At 61.6% G+C, this 19,503-nt stretch carries 11 protein-coding genes and 9 pseudogenes; 4 read left to right on the top strand and 16 right to left on the bottom strand.

Features of this window, described 5'->3' with window-relative positions:
* Window positions 1–3: 3 nt before the first annotated feature.
* Window positions 4–1,000: pseudogene (gene dhaK, locus L0A91_RS02590) on the bottom strand (dihydroxyacetone kinase subunit DhaK); the annotation flags it as partial.
* Between the two features lie 113 nt (window positions 1,001–1,113).
* On the opposite strand from dhaK, the gene L0A91_RS02585 reads away from it, so the two are divergent.
* On the top strand, window positions 1,114–2,208 hold the full coding sequence (locus L0A91_RS02585) for a M4 family metallopeptidase (protein ID WP_220120797.1): 1,095 nt from the start codon (window positions 1,114–1,116) through the stop codon (window positions 2,206–2,208).
* A gap of 35 nt (window positions 2,209–2,243) precedes the next feature.
* Here L0A91_RS02585 and era read toward each other — a convergent pair.
* The 10 genes and pseudogenes from era to hrcA all read right to left on the bottom strand — a co-directional run.
* A pseudogene (era, locus tag L0A91_RS02580) lies at window positions 2,244–3,154 on the bottom strand (GTPase Era); the annotation flags it as partial.
* A gap of 90 nt (window positions 3,155–3,244) precedes the next feature.
* Window positions 3,245–4,612 carry a hemolysin family protein gene (locus L0A91_RS02575; RefSeq protein ID WP_235245733.1) on the bottom strand — a complete coding sequence of 456 codons (1,368 nt, stop codon included), beginning with the start codon at window positions 4,610–4,612 and terminating at the stop codon, window positions 3,245–3,247.
* Window positions 4,613–4,636: 24 nt separating this feature from the next.
* Window positions 4,637–5,142: pseudogene (ybeY, locus tag L0A91_RS02570) on the bottom strand (rRNA maturation RNase YbeY).
* Complete coding sequence (locus L0A91_RS02565; protein ID WP_235245732.1) at window positions 5,139–6,170, bottom strand: PhoH family protein; 1,032 nt, start codon at window positions 6,168–6,170, stop codon at window positions 5,139–5,141. Before L0A91_RS02565 ends, ybeY begins: the two are co-directional and overlap by 4 nt.
* A gap of 8 nt (window positions 6,171–6,178) precedes the next feature.
* Window positions 6,179–7,393: an MFS transporter gene (locus L0A91_RS18120; RefSeq protein WP_311197961.1), complete on the bottom strand. Its 1,215-nt coding sequence runs from the start codon at window positions 7,391–7,393 to the stop codon at window positions 6,179–6,181.
* Window positions 7,333–7,863 (bottom strand): MFS transporter, encoded by a 531-nt coding sequence (locus tag L0A91_RS02555; RefSeq protein WP_235245731.1) that lies wholly within the window; start codon window positions 7,861–7,863, stop codon window positions 7,333–7,335. Before L0A91_RS02555 ends, L0A91_RS18120 begins: the two co-directional genes overlap by 61 nt.
* Window positions 7,863–8,315 (bottom strand): RsmE family RNA methyltransferase, encoded by a 453-nt coding sequence (locus tag L0A91_RS02550; RefSeq protein ID WP_311198127.1) that lies wholly within the window; start codon window positions 8,313–8,315, stop codon window positions 7,863–7,865. Before L0A91_RS02550 ends, L0A91_RS02555 begins: the two co-directional genes overlap by 1 nt.
* Window positions 8,216–8,608 carry an RNA methyltransferase PUA domain-containing protein gene (locus L0A91_RS18115; protein WP_311197960.1) on the bottom strand — a complete coding sequence of 131 codons (393 nt, stop codon included), beginning with the start codon at window positions 8,606–8,608 and terminating at the stop codon, window positions 8,216–8,218. Before L0A91_RS18115 ends, L0A91_RS02550 begins: the two co-directional genes overlap by 100 nt.
* Window positions 8,605–9,727 (bottom strand): annotated as a pseudogene (dnaJ, locus tag L0A91_RS02545) (molecular chaperone DnaJ). Before dnaJ ends, L0A91_RS18115 begins: the two are co-directional and overlap by 4 nt.
* Window positions 9,728–9,749: 22 nt before the next feature.
* Window positions 9,750–10,773 (bottom strand): annotated as a pseudogene (gene hrcA / locus L0A91_RS02540) (heat-inducible transcriptional repressor HrcA).
* 99 nt (window positions 10,774–10,872) lie between these two features.
* On the opposite strand from hrcA, the pseudogene L0A91_RS02535 reads away from it, so the two are divergent.
* Window positions 10,873–11,749 (top strand): annotated as a pseudogene (locus tag L0A91_RS02535) (DUF3097 family protein).
* A gap of 68 nt (window positions 11,750–11,817) precedes the next feature.
* Window positions 11,818–12,342: a DUF4870 domain-containing protein gene (locus L0A91_RS02530; protein ID WP_235245730.1), complete on the top strand. Its 525-nt coding sequence runs from the start codon at window positions 11,818–11,820 to the stop codon at window positions 12,340–12,342.
* Window positions 12,343–12,395: 53 nt separating this feature from the next.
* Here the strand turns inward: L0A91_RS02530 and hemW are convergent.
* From hemW to lepA, 3 genes and pseudogenes are all read right to left on the bottom strand, one after another.
* A pseudogene (gene hemW / locus L0A91_RS02525) lies at window positions 12,396–13,625 on the bottom strand (radical SAM family heme chaperone HemW).
* Window positions 13,626–13,628: 3 nt separating this feature from the next.
* Window positions 13,629–14,372 (bottom strand): tRNA (guanosine(46)-N7)-methyltransferase TrmB, encoded by a 744-nt coding sequence (gene trmB, locus L0A91_RS02520; protein ID WP_235245729.1) that lies wholly within the window; start codon window positions 14,370–14,372, stop codon window positions 13,629–13,631.
* Between the two features lie 7 nt (window positions 14,373–14,379).
* Window positions 14,380–16,238, bottom strand: a pseudogene (gene lepA / locus L0A91_RS02515) (translation elongation factor 4); the annotation flags it as partial.
* 113 nt (window positions 16,239–16,351) lie between these two features.
* On the opposite strand from lepA, the gene L0A91_RS02510 reads away from it, so the two are divergent.
* Complete coding sequence (locus tag L0A91_RS02510) at window positions 16,352–16,891, top strand: type II toxin-antitoxin system PemK/MazF family toxin (protein WP_235245728.1); 540 nt, start codon at window positions 16,352–16,354, stop codon at window positions 16,889–16,891.
* Window positions 16,892–16,991: 100 nt separating this feature from the next.
* Here L0A91_RS02510 and L0A91_RS17160 read toward each other — a convergent pair.
* Window positions 16,992–17,665 (bottom strand): annotated as a pseudogene (locus L0A91_RS17160) (fasciclin domain-containing protein).
* Window positions 17,666–17,717: 52 nt separating this feature from the next.
* On the bottom strand, window positions 17,718–19,292 hold the full coding sequence (locus L0A91_RS02500) for a molybdopterin-dependent oxidoreductase (RefSeq protein WP_235245725.1): 1,575 nt from the start codon (window positions 19,290–19,292) through the stop codon (window positions 17,718–17,720).
* Window positions 19,293–19,503 lie beyond the last annotated feature (211 nt).

The following is a 19,503-nucleotide window of genomic DNA, read 5'->3' as shown; positions in this document are numbered from 1 at the left end:
AGACCCCCAGCGCAGACCGGGCGTGTTCACCGGGGCATCCCAGTGACGCAGCATCTCGTCATCAACCTTGAGCAAGGTGAGCGAGCAGCCAGCCATCTCCAACGACGTGATGTAGTTGCCGACCAGATTGCGCTCAACCTTGATCCCTGCGGCATCCAGCAGTGCTGCGACCTCGTTGTACATGACGTAAAGCTCGATCAGCGGGGTGCCTCCCATGCCATTCATCATGGCAATCACCGTGTCGCCCTCGGCCAGGCCAAGATCACTGACCACTGGCTCGGTCAACATAGCAGCGATGTCCTTAGCCGGAGCCAACCTTTGGTCTCCCGGCCAGGCTCACCATGGATGCCAATCCCGATCTCCATCTCGTCATCGGCCAGCTCAAAGGTGGGCTTGCCAGCGGCTGGGACGGTGCAGGAGGTGAGCGCCATACCCATCGTTGCGCCCTGCTCATTGACTCTGGTCGCCAGGTTGAAGCACTCGTCCAGGGTCGCGCCGTCTTCTGCGGCAGCGCCCACGATCTTTTCCAGCAACACCGTGACACCTACACCGCGCCGTCCGGCGGTGAACAGTGAGTCTTGGACGGCCACGTCGTCGTCGGTTACGACCGAGCGGACCTCAGTGCCTGCCTCGGCTTCGGCTAACTCGGCGGCCATCTCGAAGTTCAGGACGTCTCCGGTGTAGTTCTTGACGATGTGCAGCACACCCGCGCCACCATCGACGGCCTTTGTCGCTGCCATCATTTGGTCGGGCACTGGTGAGGTGAACATTTCACCTGCACACGCAGCATCAAGCATGCCGACTCCAACGAAGCCTCCATGCAGCGGCTCGTGGCCAGAGCCACCTCCGGACACCAAGCCGACTTTGCCTTCGCGCGGCCCATCCTTGCGATAGATGATGCGGTTTTCGTGGTCAACTTTGATGCGGTCCGGGTGCGCGGCGGCGATGCCTTGAGTGCGTCGCTGATCACGTTGTCAGGGTCATTGATCAGTTTCTTCATGAAGCCCACTCAACCACCTGTTGCCCGGGATGACTAGAGGAACTCACGGCGATTTGTGAAGTGGCTCACGTCAAATTAAGAGCAATGTCAGTGCCACCTGGCAGAGTGCCGTCATGAACACTCCTCGACACTGCGGCTTCGTCCCTGATTATCTGTTGGCGCGCATCGCCAATGCTGATCCGCAACCGCCTCAGGGGTTGTTGGCCACCGTTGACGATCAGAGCAAGATTCGATCGCGACGCGAAGTTCGTGCCACCAGGTGGGTTGGTGGGCGACCGCCGCTGCCCGAGTCGGCCGTCGCCACCCAGAGTGCCGCCGATAGCCCGGCCCGCGAGATTTACGATGCGCTTTCCGGCATTCGGCTACCAGGCGTGCTGGTGCGACTAGAGGGCGCTGGACCGACCGACGACCAAGCTGTTACTGATGCTTACGACGGTCTCGGTCTGACCTGGAGCCTGCTCTTTGAGCAATACGGTCGCCGGTCTCTGGACGATACTGGAATGGAGTTGCTGGCCACGGTGCACTATGGCCGCGACTACGACAATGCCTTCTGGGACGGCTCGCAGATGGTGTTTGGTGACGGCGACGGGGTCTACTTCGAGCCGTTCACCGCGAGTCTTGACGTGATTGGCCACGAGCTCACGCACGGGCTCATCCAGTTCACCGCTGGACTGGTCTATGTGGCGCAGCCTGGCGCGCTCAATGAATCCATCAGTGACGTCTTTGGTTCACTGGTCCGGCAGCGCGCCCTTGACCAGACTGCAAATGAGGCTGATTGGCTTGTCGGCGCTGACATCTTGACCGACGCGGTCGCTGGCGATGGGTTGCGTTCGCTCAAGGCCCCAGGCACGGCATACGACGACCCGATTCTGGGCGTTGACCCACAGCCGGCTCACATGCGCGACTACGCCGATCTGCCACACGATGAGAGTGGCGACAACGGAGGAGTCCACATCAACTCTGGGATCCCCAACCATGCCTTCTATCTCGCGGCCACCCGGCTGGGCGGCACGGCCTGGGATCAGGCAGGGCAGGTCTGGTTTGACGTGCTCTCAACACCCGGGATGATCGCCAAAGACGCTTCATTCCAAGACTTCGCAGCCGCCACGGTTCGTGCAGCCGAGGGGCGATTCGGCGTTGGCGGAGATGTGGCCGGTGCTGTTGCCTCGGGATGGCGTGATGTCGGGCTCGAGGTCACCAAGAGCTGAAAGCGCATAAGCACAGGCCGGTTAGAAGCCCAGCTTTGCAACTGCTTAGGGTCCCGTTGCCAGTCCTTAGCCACCTTGACGTGAAGGTCGAGATAGACGCGATGGCCCACCAGTTTCTCGATGCCTTTGCGCGCCTGGGTGCCCACATCGCGTAGTCGGGAACCGCCCCGGCCGATGATGATGGCCTTCTGGCTGGGGCGCTCGACAAAGACGTGCACCCGGATGTCATCCATGGGCTTGCCCTCTGGGCGGTCTTCGCGGGGCACGATCTCGTCGACGACCACTGCCAACGAGTGCGGCAACTCATCACGAACGCCTTCGAGCGCGGCTTCGCGAACCAATTCGGCAATCATGACGGTCATCGACTCATCGGTCAGCATTCCCTCGGGATAAAGCGCGGGGCCTTCGGGGAGATAAGAGACGAGCACATCTGCCACTTCGTCGACCTGGTCACCGTTCACGGCTGAGCAAGGCACGATCTCGTCCCAGTCGCCCAACTTGTCGATAGCCATCAAGTGCTGGGCCATCCGGTCCCGATCGACCGCGTCAGACTTTGTCGCCAAGGCCACGATTTTGATCCCCTTACGGACTTGTCGCAGCTCGGCTAAGTCGTTGGCGATGTATTGGTCGCCGGGCCCGGGCCACTGGTCGGCCGGCAAGCAGAACCCAATGACATCGACACCCAGCAGGGTCTCGCGCACCAGATCATTCAGCCGCTCACCCAGCAGCGACCGCGGTCGGTGCAATCCAGGGTGTCTACCAAGACAAGTTGGGAGTCTTCGGCGTTACGAACTCCGCGGATAGCGTGCCGCGTCGTCTGCGGCTTGCTTGAGGTAATGGCGACCTTGTCACCCACTAAGGCATTCGTGAGCGTGGACTTGCCCGCATTGGGGCGCCCGATCAAGCACGCGAAGCCAGAACGGAAGGGAACTGACTCTGAAGACATACCCTCACTCTACCCGCGTCCCATGCGCCGATTCACTCGCGATGCACCAGAAAATTCTGGCTCCATGGCAGATGAAAAGGCGCATAGGGGTCAGTTGGCGTCGACTCGATTCGCATCTGACTGTTCGTTGGCTTCTTCGACATCACTGACGAGTTCGCCATCTTCGGCTGCGTCCTCATCGCTCTCGTCATCCTCGACCGACTGGTTGCGCATGTCGGCCACGATCACCGTCGCCACGCGTCGACGGCGACCAGCCATCCGCTCGGCGGTGAGTTCCAACCCGCCAATCTCTGCACTCGATCCGACGATCGGCACCTGCCCGGTTAGTGCCGCTAACAGACCACCAACCGTGTCGACATCTTCGATTTCGATTTCCATGTCGAACAGGTCACCTAGGTCGTCGACCGACATCGTCGCTGGGACTCGCGTTGTGCCGTCAGCGAGTTCTTCAACCTCAACGACGTCACGGTCGTATTCGTCGGTGATCTCGCCAACGATCTCTTCGAGAATGTCCTCAATGGTGACCAAGCCAGCCGTGCCGCCGTATTCATCAATCACGATGGCGAAGTGCAAGCGTTGGGCCTGCATTTCCCGCAGCAAACCATCGACGGCCTTGCTGTCGGGCACTCGCAAAACACCACGCACGACCTCAGTGACGCTGATGCCGCTGACTTCTTGACCGCCGGCATTGACCTTGCGCGCAACGTCCTTGAAGTACAAGGTGCCCAGCACGTCATCGCTGCCCTCACCAATAACCGGCATGCGGGAGAAGCCTGACCGCAAGAACAGCGACATAGCCTGCCGCAAAGTGCGATCCTTGCCGATCGTGACCATGTCCGGCCGGGGCACCATCACCTCACGCGCAACGGTGTCACCCAACTCAAAGATTGAGTGGATCATTTCCCGCTCGCCCTCTTCGATCATGGCGCTTTCGCCAGCCAGATCGACCAGACCCCGCAACTCCGCCTCGGAGGCAAACGGGCCCTCGTCATACCCAGAACCGGGTGTCACCGCATTGCCAAAAGTGACCAGCAATTTAGCGATGGGCCCAAGGACCGTACGCAGCAGGTTGACGACCGGAGCCGCCTGCAGCGCCACTTTGTCCACGTTCTGACGTGCCAAGGTCCGCGGCGAGACCCCAACGACCACGAAAGAGACAACCGCCATGATGGCAACCGCAATCAGCGCCGTCTGCCAGTGGCTGTTGGTCTGCGTGTCGACGGCAACAGCCACAGCGACAGCCGCCAACGCCTCAGCGATAACACGGGTGAAGTTCGTGACCGCGAGGTATGGCGCTGAGTCACTGACAATCTTGACCAGCGACTTGGATCCGCGGATGCCCTCACCGGCCAACTGCTCGGCGTGGTGACGCGACATCCGAGAGATCGCGGTTTCGGCTCCAGCGAGTAAAAAGGCGATCAGGATGGCGGCAATTGCCACCAGAATGAGGGCAGTCATAACAGGTAAATAGTCCGAGACGGTTTAGGCGCGGTCGCGGCGAGCAGCCGGCGCAGCGCTGGTGGTGCGGCCACGTTGGGCCAGGTACGAAAGTAACAACGTTCGTTGCAGGTCAAACATTTCTTTTCCTCGGCTTCATCAGCGTGATCAAAGCCAAGCAGGTGCAAAATGCCGTGAGTGGTGAGCAACAACAACTCATCCGCCACCGAGTGACCGGCTGCAGCAGCCTGTTGCGCGGCGACGTCAGAGCACAGCACCACATCCCCCAAGATGCCCTCAGTGCTGGGCTGGTCGTGGCTCCCGGGGCGCAACTCATCCATCGGGAAACTCATCACGTCGGTGGGACCTTCAAGGTCCATCCACTGCACGTGCAATGCCTCCATCGCAGCGGTGTCGACCAGAGTGATGGTTAACTCGGCAGCGGGGTGGACGTGCATGGCCTCCAACACGAAACGCGCCAGGTCTTGAAACTCCTGCTCCGGAAGCGCCGATGGCACCTGGCCGGACTCATTCAGAACCTCAATGCTCAACGCGGACCACGTCCACCGACGTACCCAGCAGTGGGCGGGTGCGTCGCGTCGTATTGACCGTAGGCATCGACGATCTTGCCGACCAGGTTGTGGCGCACCACATCTTGGCTGGTCAGATTAGAGAAGTGAACATCTTCGACGCCATCCAGGATCTCTTGCACGACACGCAACCCGGAGGTGGTGCCACCCGGAAGATCAACCTGGGTGACGTCGCCGGTGACGACCATCCGTGAGCCGAAGCCCAGGCGGGTCAGGAACATCTTCATCTGCTCAGCCGAGGTGTTTTGAGCTTCGTCCAAGATGATGAACGCGTCGTTGAGGGTACGACCGCGCATGTAGGCAAGCGGGGCCACTTCAATCGTGCCCGACGCCATCAGACGCGGGATGGAATCCGGGTCAACCATGTCGTGCAGGGCGTCATAAAGCGGGCGTAAGTATGGGTCGATTTTGTCGTTGAGCGAGCCGGGCAGGAATCCCAACCGCTCACCCGCCTCAACTGCTGGCCTGGTCAAAATGATGCGATTGACCTCTTTGGCCTGCAAAGCTGCGACCGCCTTCGCCATCGCCAAATACGTCTTGCCGGTTCCAGCCGGGCCGATCCCAAACACGATCGTGTGCGTGTCAATGGCATCGACATAGTGCTTTTGGTTCAGCGTCTTTGGCCTGATCGCCTTTCCGCGGCTGCTCAAAATATTCATCGTGAGCACATCAGCGGGTCGGTCTTGAGTCTGCCCACGCAACATCCCGATCGAACGCTCGACAGCATTGCGATCCAAGGCATGACCGTTGTTGGTCACCGAAATCAACTCATCGATCAACCGCTCAAGGAGCGCCATTTCAGCGGACTCCCCCGTCAATCGAAACTCGTTGCCCCGGACATGGATGTCGAGTTTGGGGAAACTGCGTTCAATGGTCCGCAACAGTTCATCCCGTGAGCCGACGAGAGCCACCATGGGCACATCGCTGGGGACGGTGATGACGTGCACGGGTTGTTGGTCAGGTGCTGGCGATTCGGGTAGTTCAGGCATGAGGCTGCTTATTCTACTCCTGCCGGTCCAACCAGCGCCCCGAGGTCGCGTCCACCTAAGACGTGCAGGTGTACGTGGTTCACGGTTTGCCCAGCATCGTCACCGACGTTGGACTCGAGTCGATAGCCAGAGGTGGCGATTCCCTCCTGATCAGCCACTTGCCCAGCCACGACAAATAGCTCGGCAGCCACCAGCGGGTTCACCGCAGCCAGCTCGGCAGCCGTAGCGTAATGCTCTCGAGGAATCACCAGCACATGAACGGGTGCGGCCGGGGCAATGTCGCGAAAGGCGATGACGTTCTCGGTGCGGGCAACAACTTCGGCGGGCATGTCGCCGGTTGCGATGGCGCAAAACAGGCAGTCAGTCATACCGAAACAGTAATGCGCGTCCGCTTCGCTGTCGCGACCGCCACCCCGCCAGCCAGCGCAGATACCACTGCAACCGACACAAAAGCCGTCTGCGGCGAGGTCGCGTAGAAGAGTCCAAAGCTGCTCCCGAAAGCGCCAAAACCCTGCGCTAGCTAGGGCTTCGCTGACCTGAAGCGATGAAGAGTTCTTGCCAACCTCTGATTCTGGTGATAACCGCAGCGTCAACAGCGACGTGATCGGATATGCCAATCCGACTCCGGCAGATGTCCAACCCCAGATCGTCAGGACGGTCCAACCAGGAGAGTCGACGCCAAGTGCCAGCACCAGAGCGGCCAGACCGATCAAGATAATGACGGAGCCGTGAACCAACAACTCATTGCGCCCGACTCGATCAGCCAACTTGCTCTGCGCCCACGAACCCACTGTCCAGGTCACCGATCCAACCGCGAGAATCGCGCCAGCCCACGCCGGCGAATACCCGTGAATCTCTTGCAACATCAACGGCAAATATGCTTCCGCAGCGATGAAGGACGCACCGATTGCTCCCCGAGCCGCAATGACCGAGGGCAGCCCTGGCACCAGGCGCAGAGTGCCAGCCGGCAGGAGGTGCGAGGACGCTAGGAGCAGCAACATCACCATGGGCACTGCCAACACGGCACGCCACCCGGCAATGTCTTCAGCCAGCACATTGAGCACTGCGGCGCTCAGGGCTGCCACACCCGCCCAGAGCAGCGTGCTGACTTTGAGGTAGGCCGCGTCGTCACTGGGCCGGGTCTTTCTCAGTGCGGGCCAAATCACGATGAGAGCGACGAGCACCAATGGGATGACTCCCAAAACACCCAGCGCCAACCCCACTGCTCGACGACGACACCGGTCAGGACCGGGCCCGCTAATCCAGGGATCACCCAAGCCGCGGCCAGCATCGAAAACAGCGCTGGCCTGCGTTCATCGGGCACGCCTTGGGCGATGATGACGTAGATAGACACCGTCGCCAGGCCGCTCCCCCACCCTTGCAGTCCACGCCCGACAACGAAGAGCTCCATCGTCGGCGCGAGGCCAGCGAGCAATAGGCCCCCAGCAAAGCTGAGACAACCGGTGAGCAGCACTGGTTTGGGGCCAGAGTGGTCCGACCACCAGCCACTCACCATCATCCCGACGACGCTGGTGGCGACAGTGGCACCGAAGGCCAACGAATACAGCGCTAAACCGTCAAGGTCGCGGGCCACCGATGGCATAGCGGTGCCGACCGCAATGTATTCAATGGCAAACAACGTAATGAGGCCAGCCGCGCCCCAGGTGATGCTGCGTGTCGAAACGTCGCTCATTACCGCCAGCGTGTCTGTGCTGACAACACCGCGATTGCTGCGCTGCCTGCTGTCGAGGTACGCAGCACGGTCGAGCCCAACCGCACAGACCGTGCACCGGCTGCCACGAAGTCGGCCAGTTCGGCTTCAGAAATGCCGCCTTCGGGGCCAACGATGAGCACGACTTCGCCAGCCTCAGCGGGAACGTCGATCTCAGCCAAAGGCTCCACGGCACTTTCGTGCAAAACCAAAGCGACATCCGCCGCCGCGATGCGATCCAGCACTATCTTGCGATCAGCCAACGGCGCCAACTCGGGTATGCGCGAGCGCCGGGCCTGCTTGGTCGCTGCGATGAGCGTCTGGCGCCACTTCTTCAAGCCTTTGGCGGCTCGATCGCCGCGCCAACGCACAATGCTGCGATCTGCTTGCCATGGCACGACAGCATCGACGCCGAGTTCGGTGCCGATCTCGATGGCCAGCAGGTCACGATCCCCTTGGCTAGCGCCTGGACCAGCGTGAATCCTGGATTTGGTGCGGGCTCGTGCACCAACTCTTCGATCACTGCGCGCAATTCGCCTTTGCCCGTGCCAGACACAGCGCAGTGAGCAATAGCGCCGCTGCCATCGGCTAGCGAAACAGCTTCGCCCGTCTTCAGCCTGGAGACATCCGCTGCGTGTCGCCCCTCAGAGCCGCGCAGCACCAGCTCGACTCCGACGCTGGCCTCAGCCAGCCCGCCGGAGTCGAGTAAGAACAGCGGAGCACTCACCGGCCGGAGAACGCTTCCCGGAACTTGCCGAAGATGCCGCCGTGCGAAGAAGCCATCTGACCCGACGGGCGTGATTCGCCACGGGACTCCGCGAAGTCGCGCAACATTTGGCGCTGCTCTTCGTTGAGTTTCGTGGGCACCTTGATGTCGAGGTGAACGATCAGGTCTCCTCGACCGGTGCCACGCAGATGCGTCACGCCCAAGTCTTTCAAGGTGATCGTCTCTTGCGGCTGTGCGCCGGCCTTGAGGTCAACCTCCTGGTCGCCGTCGAAGGAGTTGACCGTGAGGCTGGCCCCGAGCGCAGCCGCCGTCATCGGCACTTCGATGGAGGCGTGCAGGTCATCGCCACGACGGCGGAAGGTGTCGTGCGGCAGGATCGCGATCTCGACATAAAGGTCGCCAGCCTGACCGCCGGAGGGCCAACTTCGCCCTGGCCGGTCAGGCGAATGCGGGTGCCGGTGTCGACTCCACCAGGCACGTTGACCGAGATCTCACGGCGAGTCCGCACGCGGCCTTCACCGGAGCAGTCAAAGCACGGGTTCTCGATGACTTCACCGTAGCCGCGGCAAGCGCTGCAGGGACGAGACGTCATGACCTGGCCCAAGAAGGAACGCTGGACCTGCTGGACTTCACCGCGCCCCTGGCATACCGAGCACGTCCGGGTGCCAGCGAGCGGGCTGCGCGCCGGAGCCGGTGCAGGTCTGGCAGTGCACGGCAGTGTCGACGCTCAAGGTCTCTTCGGCGCCAAAGACGGCGGTCTTGAGATCGATGTCTCAACTGGACCAGGGCATCCTGGCCGCGCTGAGTCCGCGAACGAGGGCCGCGGCTGCCAGCCGAAGTGCCACCAAAGAAGGCATCCATGATGTCGGTGAAGGTGAAGCCCTGTCCGAACCCTGCCTGGGCGCCGCCGTAGGGGTCTTGCCCACGGTCAAAGTTGGCGCGCTTGTCAGCATCGGACAGCACGTCATAGGCCTGAGAGACCTTCTTGAACTCGGCCTCCGCATCAGGGCCGGGGTTGACGTCGGGATGCAGTTTGCGGGCCAACTTGCGGTAGGCGCGCTTAATGTCCTCGGCGCTCGAGTCACGGGAGACCCCGAGGTCTGCGTAATAGTCGTTCACGTGAGTCGTGTCCTGTTCGTCGTCACTGGTCAAGAATTGTCGATACATAGTGCGCAACAGCGCGCACCGAAGCCATAGCGGTTGGGTAGTCCATCCGAGTCGGGCCAACTACGCCCAACCCGCCGGCCTGCCCATACGAGGTCGTGATCACTGAAGTGGTCCGCAGGCTGGAGAACGGGTTCTCGGCGCCGATGCTCACCGCAACAGCGTCTTCGGACTCATTCAACGCAGCCATACTTCCCATTAACTTCAAAAGCACCACATGTTCTTCCAAGGCCTCTAAAACTTCTCCAAGCGAGGTCGGAAAATCGCTGCCCACTCGGGCCAGATTCGCGGTGCCGGAAAGCACGAGCCGTTCTTCGGTCTGCTCGCTCACCGCGTCCACCAAACTGGCAAAGACGGGCGAGCGACGTCGCGGTGCTCTGGCTTGACCGTCTCCATCGCGGTCTGGAGAAGCCCCTCGGCAGCGTTGAGCGGTTGCCCTCCCACCGAGGCGTTGATCGTCGAGCGGAGACTGCCGATCAATGAGTCGACATCGCCGGTCAACTCCCGGCCCACATCAACCACTCGTTGTTCCACCCGCCCGGTCGTCACGATCAAGACGACCATCAGGCGAGCCCTCCCAAGTTCACCAATTCAACGTGTCGCACGCTGGAGCGGCTCAGTGATGGGTACTGCATCACGGCAACCTGGTTGGTCAGCGATGACAGAAGGCGCACACTGCGGCCGACGACGTCATCCAGATCGATGGCGCCCTCAAGGAAACGGGAAACGGCGGTGCGCTCAGCCGCGCTCAGCGGCTTGACTGCAGAGAGCCGGTCAACAAACATCCGATAGCCCGCATCAGTGGGGACCCGGCCAGCGCTGGTGTGTGGCGCGCTGATCAGACCCTCGTCTTCGAGAGCGGCCATGTCATTGCGCACCGTGGCAGCGGAGACACCGAGTGAGTGGCGCTCAAGCAGAGCCTTCGATCCCACCGGCTCGCTGGTGCGCACATAGTCCTGCACGATGGCGCGCAAAATATGCAGTCGTCGATCTTCACTCATACCGGCCACCTCCTCATCGTTGCTGGCACTCCTGGCGTCCGAGTGCCAGTCTACGCGTGTCGTCAAAAGCAACGCATGCCTGGCTCCTAAGGTGGCCTGGTGGATGATCGCTATGGCAACGACGTGCTGTCCGGAGATTGGGATGCGCCCCGCGGGGGCCGCGCTCAATCTGTCGAAGCGACTCTCGGCTTAGTGGTCGAGGACGTTGAAACTGGGTGGGTCGGGGCCATCAAGCGCGTCGAAAAAGCCGGCGGTATGCATGTGGTGCACCTGGAGGATCGCCGCCGCAAACTCAAAGCGTTCCGTCTTGGGCCGGGGTTTCTGCTCGACGGCAAGCCGGTGATCTTGACCGAGGCCAAGGGTGCCGCCATCGCAGCGGTGGCCGCCGAGCGCAAGAAGTCCACCGTGACAGCGAGCGGTTCACGCGCTGTTGCCAACGCTCGCGCACGAGTGGCCAGCGAATCGCGGATCTTTGTCGAGGGCAAGCATGATGCCGAACTCGTCGAGAAGATCTGGGGCGATGACCTCCGGGTGGAGGGCGTTGTGGTGGAGATGCTCGATGGCGTCGACGACTTGCGCGGAATTATTGACGCATTTCGTCCCTCGGCAGATGCCCGAATGGGGGTGCTCGTGGACCACCTTGTGCCGGGCACCAAAGAGCAGCGCATCGTCGATCAAGTGGCAGGCCAGGGGCCCTATCATCGCTACGTCAAGATCCTCGGCCACCCCTATGTCGATGTCTGGCAATCGGTGAAACCAGACCGGTTGGGGCTCCGCACTGGCCCACGATCCCCGCAATATTGAGTGGAAACGCGGTATATTGGCCGAGTTGGGTTGGCCCCACCAGTCACAGATTGATGTGGCGCATGGTTGGAAGCGAATATTGGGCTCGGTAGAAACGTATCGGGACTTGGAACCAACGCTCCTGGCTAGCGTCGAAGAGTTGATCGACTTTGTCACCGTCCCCCAGGAGTAGCTCATGAGTAACCAACCACCCCCGCCACCCCCAGCGAGCCGCAGCATTCTGGCGACGAGCCCGACCAGATGCAGCAGCCCTACGTGCCACCGCAGCAGGCTCAGCCGCAGCCTACGCAGCAGCAGCCGATCACTCCGCAGGGCGCGCCGCGAGAGCACAACCAGGGCCCACCGTTTAACGGCCAGCAGCAGTGGAACAATTCGGGTCAATCGCTGCCATCAGGTGATCTATCCGCCTCAGAAGCTCGCACTTGGTCGATCGTTGCGCACTTGGCTAACCCCGTCGCCTCGCTGTTTTCAGCCGGCTGGCTGGGCTTCCTGGGGCCGCTGATCGTGTGGGCGATCTACAAGGACCGCAGCCCGATGGTGCGAAAGGCCTCCGCTGGCGCTTTCAACTTCAGCCTGACCCTGATGATCGGCTACATCCTTTTGTGGGTTGTCACGATCATCACCTTCGGCCTCGCGATTTTCATCACGTTGCCGCTGATGTTTGTGCTGTGGGCGGTCTCGCTCATTTTGCACATCATGGCCGCCATCAAGGCTGGCAATAACGAGGACTACACCTACCCAGCACAGATTCCTGTCCTGAAGTAGTCCGGACAAACTGCACGCAACGCGAAGGCCGTCACCGTTCCCGGTGGCGGCCTTTAGCCGTTAATGAGGTGATGGACCACGGTGTCTGCCAGCAGCCGTCCGCGCTGAGTCAAGACAATCGATCCGCGCAGGGCCGCGCGGCCTTCGATGAGCCCGTCGCCAATCAGCGGGGCAATGGCGCCCTGGCCCTCGTTTGGCAGTGCGGCAATCGGGTAGCCCTGAGCTAAGCGCACGCCAAGCAGTATGTCTTCATCGCTTCGCTGCTCGGCCGTCAAGACCTCGCGAGAGTGCGCGGGGCTTAAGCCTTGCGCCAAGCGGCTTGCATAGGCAGCAGGATGCTTCACGTTCCACCAGCGCACGCCGCCGACGTGGCTATGCGCGCCGGGTCCGATCCCCCACCAGTTCACTCCCCGCCAGTAGCCAAGGTTGTGTCGGCACTGAGTTGCCGGTCCGCGACTCCAGTTCGAGATTTCGTACCACCTCGTAGCCCGCATCCGTCAGCAACTCAGACGCCAACTCATACTTGTCGGCCTCGTCATCGTCGTCCGGGGTCGGCAACTGGCCTCGCTTCACCTGGGCACCCATCTTGGTGCCCTCTTCGATCGTGAGCGCATAGGCCGACAGGTGATCGGGCTCAAGATCGATTGCCTCTTCGAGGCTCATCCGCCATTGCCCCAGGGTCTCCCCTGGCGTGCCATAGATGAGGTCGAGGATACGGCCAATCCAGCGGCGCGGCAGGCTCGCAGAGCAGTCGCCACGTTCGCGGGATTGTGCGTGCGCTCAAGCGTCGCCAGCACCGAGGGGACAGCCGACTGCATACCTAGACTGACCCGAGTAAAGCCTCCTGCGGCTAGCTCAGCCGCTACCTCTGGGGTGATCGTGTCTGGGTTGGCCTCGGTGGTGATTTCGATGTTGTCGGCAAATCCCCACCGTTCGCGCGCTGCGGCCACCATCCGCACCAAATCCGCCGCGGGCAGCATCGTGGGTGTGCCACCGCCAATGAAGATCGTCGAAACCGACGGAGGGGTTGCCCCACCCGCAGTCAGCACCGCCTGCGCCACGTCCATTTCAGCGATCGCGGCGTCCGCAAAGGTGTCAATGGTGGCGCCGTGGCCGCCCAACTCTGGCTTGGTGTAAGTGTTGAAGTCGCAGTAGCCGCAACGCACCCGACAAAACGGGACGTGCAGATAGAGCGCAAACTCCGTGTCAGCGATTGTTGTGAGAGCACTGCTGGGTAACGCGCCGTTTGCTGGGACCGGGTCGCCAGTCGGTAAGGCAGGCACCGGCTAACTCGGCTCGCTCGACGGCTCGACCTTGGCATAGGCCAGATCTGTGATCGGCCGGCCAGCCTTGGTGCCCTTGCGCTCAAACCGGGTGATCGGCCGAGATTCCTCCCGCTCGGTGGAGACCAAAGACCAATCCGGGCGGTCATCCAGCACGTCATGCATGTGGTCGGCGTACTCCGGCCAGTCGGTGGCCAACCGCCACAGCCCACTGGGGCTCAGCAGCGAGTTCACCCGATCGGCAAAGACCGGTCCTACAATGCGTCGCTTGTGGTGCTTTGTCTTAGGCCAAGGGTCAGGAAAGTAGGTCCAGACTTCGGCGATCGAGCCAGGCTCAAACGCCGTGTCGAACGCCACGTGGGCATCGAGCGTGGCGAACCGCACGTTAGTCAGACCCCGACGCTGCAACCGATGAATGGCCTGGGCAACACCTGGTCGCCACACCTCGAAAGCAATGAAATCCCAGTCTGGGTGGGCCTGAGCGCCGGCGACCAAAGCGTCACCTGAGCCAGAGCCAACCTCAAGAACGACCGGTGCATTGCGGCCAAACCACTGCGAAGGCTGCGCCACAAAGGACGGGTCGATTGCTGTTGAGCCGCTGTCCCCTAGCGTCGGCAAATCCAGGATGTAGGCGTCGCCGTGCTTCTCATAAGCCCACTTGTGCTGCTCAGGAATGCGCCCGCCACGGCGAGTGAACGACCGCGTCCGAGCCCAGCGAACGGGCTCTTCCTCGTGTGCCGCAGTCACTTCTAGGCTTTTCTGCGCCTCCGCCATCCTGCGAGAGAGCAGCGATGAAGGCTTCTTGCGGAATCTCGACGGTGCCCACCATCTTCATCCGCTTCTTGCCTTCCTTCTGCTTCTCCAACAGTTTGCGCTTACGGCTAATGTCACCGCCGTAGCACTTGGCGAGCACGTCCTTGCGGATGGCCCGAATCGTTTCGCGCGCGATCACGCGCGAACCGATAGCGGCCTGGATCGGGACCTCATACTGCTGACGCGGAATCAGGTCTTTCAACTTGCCAGCCATCATCACGCCATACGCGTAGGCCTTGTCTTTGTGCACAATCGAGCTAAACGCATCGACCTGATCGCCCTGCAGGAGGACATCGACCTTGACCAACTGGGCATCTTGCTCGCCATCGGGCTCGTACTCAAGGAGGCATAGCCACGCGTCTTGGATTTCAACGCGTCGAAGAAGTCAAAGACAATCTCGGCCAGCGGCAAGGTGTAGCGCATCTCAACGCGCTCTTCGGAGAGATAGTCCATCCCACGCAGCGAGCCACGCCGAGACTGGCACAACTCCATGATTGCCCCGATGTATTCGCTGGGAGCCAAGATCGTTGAGCGCACGATGGGCTCGGTGACCGCGCCAATCTTGCCGCTCGGGAACTCGCTCGGGTTGGTGACGTGCACTTCGCTGCCGTCTTCCAACTGCACGCGGTATTCCACGTTGGGCAGAGTCGAGATCAACTCCAGGTTGAACTCACGCTCAAGACGTTCACGAACGATCTCCAGGTGCAGCATGCCTAGGAAGCCCACACGGAAACCGAAGCCGAGCGCAACGGAGGTCTCTGGCTCATAGACCAGGGCCGCATCGTTGAGCTTGAGCTTGTCGAGGGCATCCCGCAGCGTCGGGTAATCCGAGCCGTCGATTGGGTACAGCCCCGAGAAGACCATGGGCCTTGGGTCTTTGTAGCCACCGATAGACTCAGTCGCCATCCGCTGGGCGGACGTGACTGTGTCACCCACCTTGGACTGACGCACGTCCTTCACACCAGTGATCAGGTAGCCGACTTCGCCCACGCCAAGGCCATCGGAGGCCTTCGGCTCTGGGGAAATCACCCCGATCTCCAGCAACTCGTGCGTCGCCTTGGTCGACATCATCGCGATCTTTTCGCGCGGCGACAAAGTGCCGTCGACGACCCGGACGTAGGTGACGACTCCGCGATAGGTGTCGTAGACAGAGTCAAAGATCATCGCTCGAGCTGGAGCGTCAGCATCACCGACCGGGGCCGGCAAGTCACGCACCACGCGGTCCAGCAACTCCGGGACGCCCTGGCCAGTCTTACCCGAGACGTGCATGACCTCACTGGGGTCGCAACCAATCAGGCCAGCCAACTCGGCGGCATACTTTTCCGGCTGCGCTGCCGGCAGATCGATCTTGTTCAAGACCGGAATGATCGTGAGGTCGTTTTCCATCGCGAGATAGAGGTTTGCCAGCGTTTGGGCCTCAATGCCCTGCGCGGCATCCACCAGCAAGATGGCGCCTTCGCAAGCGGCCAGCGAACGGGACACCTCATACGTGAAGTCCACGTGGCCGGGGGTGTCGATCATGTTGAGCACAAACGTGCTCTGCTTGTCGTCTTCGTCCTCGAGCGCCCATGGCATCCGGACCGCTTGGCTCTTGATGGTGATGCCGCGTTCGCGTTCGATGTCCATCCGGTCCAAATACTGCGCCCGCATGGCTCGAGCGTCGACAACGCCGGTGACCTGCAACATACGGTCAGCCAATGTGGACTTCCCGTGGTCGATGTGAGCGATAATGCAGAAATTGCGGATGATCTCCGGCGGGGTTGCCAAAGGTCGAGGTGCGTTATGAGCGAGGGGCGACACGCGAGCCTTCCAGCAGGATGTTAAGAGTCGGAACTTCTATTGTCCCATGGTCTGCGGCAGCGCTAGCACACCGGCACGGTTAGCCTGGGGGCCGCAATCAAAGGAGTTCGGATATGAATTGGTCCTCGACGCTACGCCGGGTCGCGCGGGTCGCCTACGACGTCGCCATGGATGCTTCGCGCAAGTCCCAGCGGCAATCGAATAAGCCACAGAAACCCCGCAACGCACCTTCCACAGCCAAAGGATCCGACTACCCCGGCGACTACCGCGGCGCACTGCGACCTGAGTATGCGCCGGTCGACGACGACCTGCCCGACCCGGGCGAGATTGTCTGGAGTTGGGTGCCCTACGAAGAGGACTACAACCAGGGCAAGGACCGCCCGGTGTTGGTGATTGCCCGAGAAAACGCCGATTGGCTCTTGGCTCTGCAGTTGACGAGCAAGGACCACGACCAAGACGCTGCTCAAGAAGCCCGCGCAGGTCGATTTTGGACCGATATCGGCAGCGGCGACTGGGACGAGCAGCGTCGCGAGAGTGAAGTACGGGTCAACCGCATTTTGCGGATCGACCCATCAGGCGTGCGCCGCATTGGAGCCGTTCTTTCTCGCGAGGTCTTCAACGACGTCGCCCGGGAAGTTGCCAAGCATAACTAGGGGCAAACGCGTCTGGCCCCACCGGAGAAAGGGCAATCATCCGGTGGGGCCAGTGCTTGTTCGCTAGCGCCTTGCGCTAGTGCGAGTCACCCGAGGGTGATCACGGGGTGAGAACACCATCGATCAGGTAGACCGTTGCGTTCTCGGTGACAACGCCACCACAGATCACGTTGGCGTCGTTGACGGTGATCTCGTCGCCGCCGCCAGCAACCTCAACGTCCGCGCCGTTCACGGTGATCTGGGTGCCGATGACCTCGTCAGGGTCATCTGGCCGGGGACCACGTGGTAGGTCAGGATCGAGGTCAGCAGGTCTGCGTCGGTGCCCAAGGTGTCAACCGTCTCTTCGTCCAGAGCGGCGAACGCGTCGTCAACTGGTGCGAAGACGGTGAACTCGTCACCGTTCAAGGTGTCGACCAGGTTCACGTCGGGGTTCAACTCACCGGAGACGGCTGCGGTGAGGGTGGTCAGCAGCGGGTTGTTGCTGGCTGCAACGGCAACCGGGTCCTGAGCCATGCCAGCAACGGAGCCGTCGCCCTCGGGGACAGCCTCGGCGTAGTCGGCGCAACCAGCACCAACGAGGTTGGCGGCCGGGTCCATAGCGTCGCCGGTCTCCTCTGCCATGTCCTCTTCAGCCATGTCCTCATCAGCCATGTCCTCATCGGTCATGTCTTCGGTGGTCTCCTCGACGGCCGAGCCGGCGTCGTCTGCGACCTCTTCTGTGTCGCCACCGCAAGCGGAGACGGTCAGGACTGAGGCCATGGCAACTGCAAACATCATCTTCTGAACGCGCATGATGGTTCCTTTCAATGTGGTGGATACCGGTTGGTTAGGAGACGGTGACCGTCACGTTGTGCCATCCGGTAGACCCGTTGGGAGCGATGGGCTCCCGTTGGGACGTTTGGGTGTTGCCCGCACGGTCGGTCGCGCGGACCTCAAGGCGGTGAAGCCCCGATGTTGGTTGGGACCAGTCCCAACGCCAGGGGCGCCAGGTTTGGTCGTTGTCTTCGACGCCAAGCTCAGCGTCGCTCCACTCCCCTTCATCGACGCGTACTTCGACGCGGTCGATGCCTTCGTCCTGTGCCCACGCCACTCCCCCGACGACGGTGTCGTCTGAATTGAGTTGGGCGAAGGACCGCGGGACGTCGATGCGGGAGCTAAGTTTGATGGGGGCCAGCGCGGAGTAGCCACGGTCGGTCCAGTAGGCGGTGAAGTCTGCGAACCGCGTGACCTCAAGGTCCACGAGCCACTTGGTAGCCGACACGTAGCCATACAAGCCAGGCGTCACCATCCGGACGGGGAAGCCGTGCTCCAGTGGCAGCGGCTCGCCGTTCATCCCGATGGCAATCATCGCTTCACGGTCATCCGTCAGCACTGAGAGCGGTGTGCCGGCGGTGAAGTCATCGGCAGACGTGGACTTGACCGCGTCGGCTCCGTCTTGCACGTCAGCTTCGGCGAGCAATTCCTTCATCGGGACTCCGAGCCACGTCGCATTGCCTACGTAGTCGCCGCCAACGGGGTTGGAAACGCAGGTCAAGGTGACTCGACGCTCGATGAGATCGCGGTTGAGTAGGTCTTCGAAGGTCAGCTCAATGGGGTTGTCGACCATGCCGTGGATACGCAGGACGTAGCCTTCCAGCGGCACATCGGGCACCTCAAGGGCGGTGTCAACTCGGTAGAAGTCCGCGTTGTCGGTGAGGTATGGCGTCAGCCCGTCCAACTCGAAGGTGACACCGTCCGGGAGCGCTGAGACGGGGCTGGCCGGAGCGGGGAGCTGGATGGCCTCGCGAGACGCCGCAGCGGCTCCTCCGCCTAGTGCGCGGCTCACCACGCCACCGGCGGCGCCAACAGCGGCTACCGCCGATGCCGCGACCAGGAAGGCTCGTCTGTCGAAGGACAGTGCGCTTGGGTCCTCTGAGGTGCCGTCGTTGCTTGGCGCCACACGAGCAGGGGCCCAGGCCTTCAGTAAGAAGATGAAGCCGCCAATGCCGACCACGGCTGTCGCGAGGACGGCTACGAAACGCAGTCCTACTCCGGCGGTGGCCGCTCGGTCGGTGATCATGGCGAGCGAGGCTATGAAGATCAGGACGGAAAAGCCGATAACGGCTGCTCGAGGACGCTTCGTGCCGACGGCACCAAGCGCGAGAATGAGCAAACCCACGGTGACGAGGACCCCGCCGATCAAGACAATCTTGTCGGCATCGCCGAACGTCTCGATCGCGAATTCCTTCAGGGGACGCGGGGCCCAGTCAACGGCTCGGTTGCCGACGGCCAGCACGGGACCGGTAACGCCAGGAAGCACTGCAGCAGCCGCCTGTCCGGCAAGAATGCCGGCGGTGCCTGCAATTCCTCCGGCTAGGGCGCCAAGGCCGAGCCTGGCTGCTGTGTGCTGTCGCTGTGTCATGCCCGTTATTCGGAGCCACTGACAGGGCGGATTGTTTTAGATTCAAAAACTTTTGGCAGTGGCAGTAAGTACCGCTACCAGCACCCACATGCCCCTGGTGTAACAAATCGGGCGGCATCTCAATGAGATGCCGCCCGATCCAAACGGTGGAGCTGAGGGTGTTGTGGTTCACGACATTGTTCATAGATGAGTCGAGACATCGTTCATAGCC

The sequence above is a fragment of the Ornithinimicrobium sp. INDO-MA30-4 genome (assembly GCF_021535045.1).
Taxonomy (GTDB): Bacteria; Actinomycetota; Actinomycetes; order Actinomycetales; family Dermatophilaceae; genus Ornithinicoccus.
This window is presented reverse-complemented; position numbering and strand designations above follow the sequence as displayed.

Bases quoted from the DNA above. Each gene is read 5' to 3' on its own strand.
- L0A91_RS02500 (WP_235245725.1), bottom strand. From the start codon at position 19,292: ATGACACAGCGACAGCACACAGCAGCCAGGCTCGGCCTTGGCGCCCTA.
- L0A91_RS02585 (WP_220120797.1), top strand. From the start codon at position 1,114: ATGAACACTCCTCGACACTGCGGCTTCGTCCCTGATTATCTGTTGGCG.
- L0A91_RS02530 (WP_235245730.1), top strand. From the start codon at position 11,818: ATGCAGCAGCCCTACGTGCCACCGCAGCAGGCTCAGCCGCAGCCTACG.
- L0A91_RS02575 (WP_235245733.1), bottom strand. From the start codon at position 4,612: ATGACTGCCCTCATTCTGGTGGCAATTGCCGCCATCCTGATCGCCTTT.
- L0A91_RS02510 (WP_235245728.1), top strand. From the start codon at position 16,352: ATGAATTGGTCCTCGACGCTACGCCGGGTCGCGCGGGTCGCCTACGAC.
- L0A91_RS02565 (WP_235245732.1), bottom strand. From the start codon at position 6,170: ATGCCTGAACTACCCGAATCGCCAGCACCTGACCAACAACCCGTGCAC.
- L0A91_RS02555 (WP_235245731.1), bottom strand. From the start codon at position 7,863: ATGAGCGACGTTTCGACACGCAGCATCACCTGGGGCGCGGCTGGCCTC.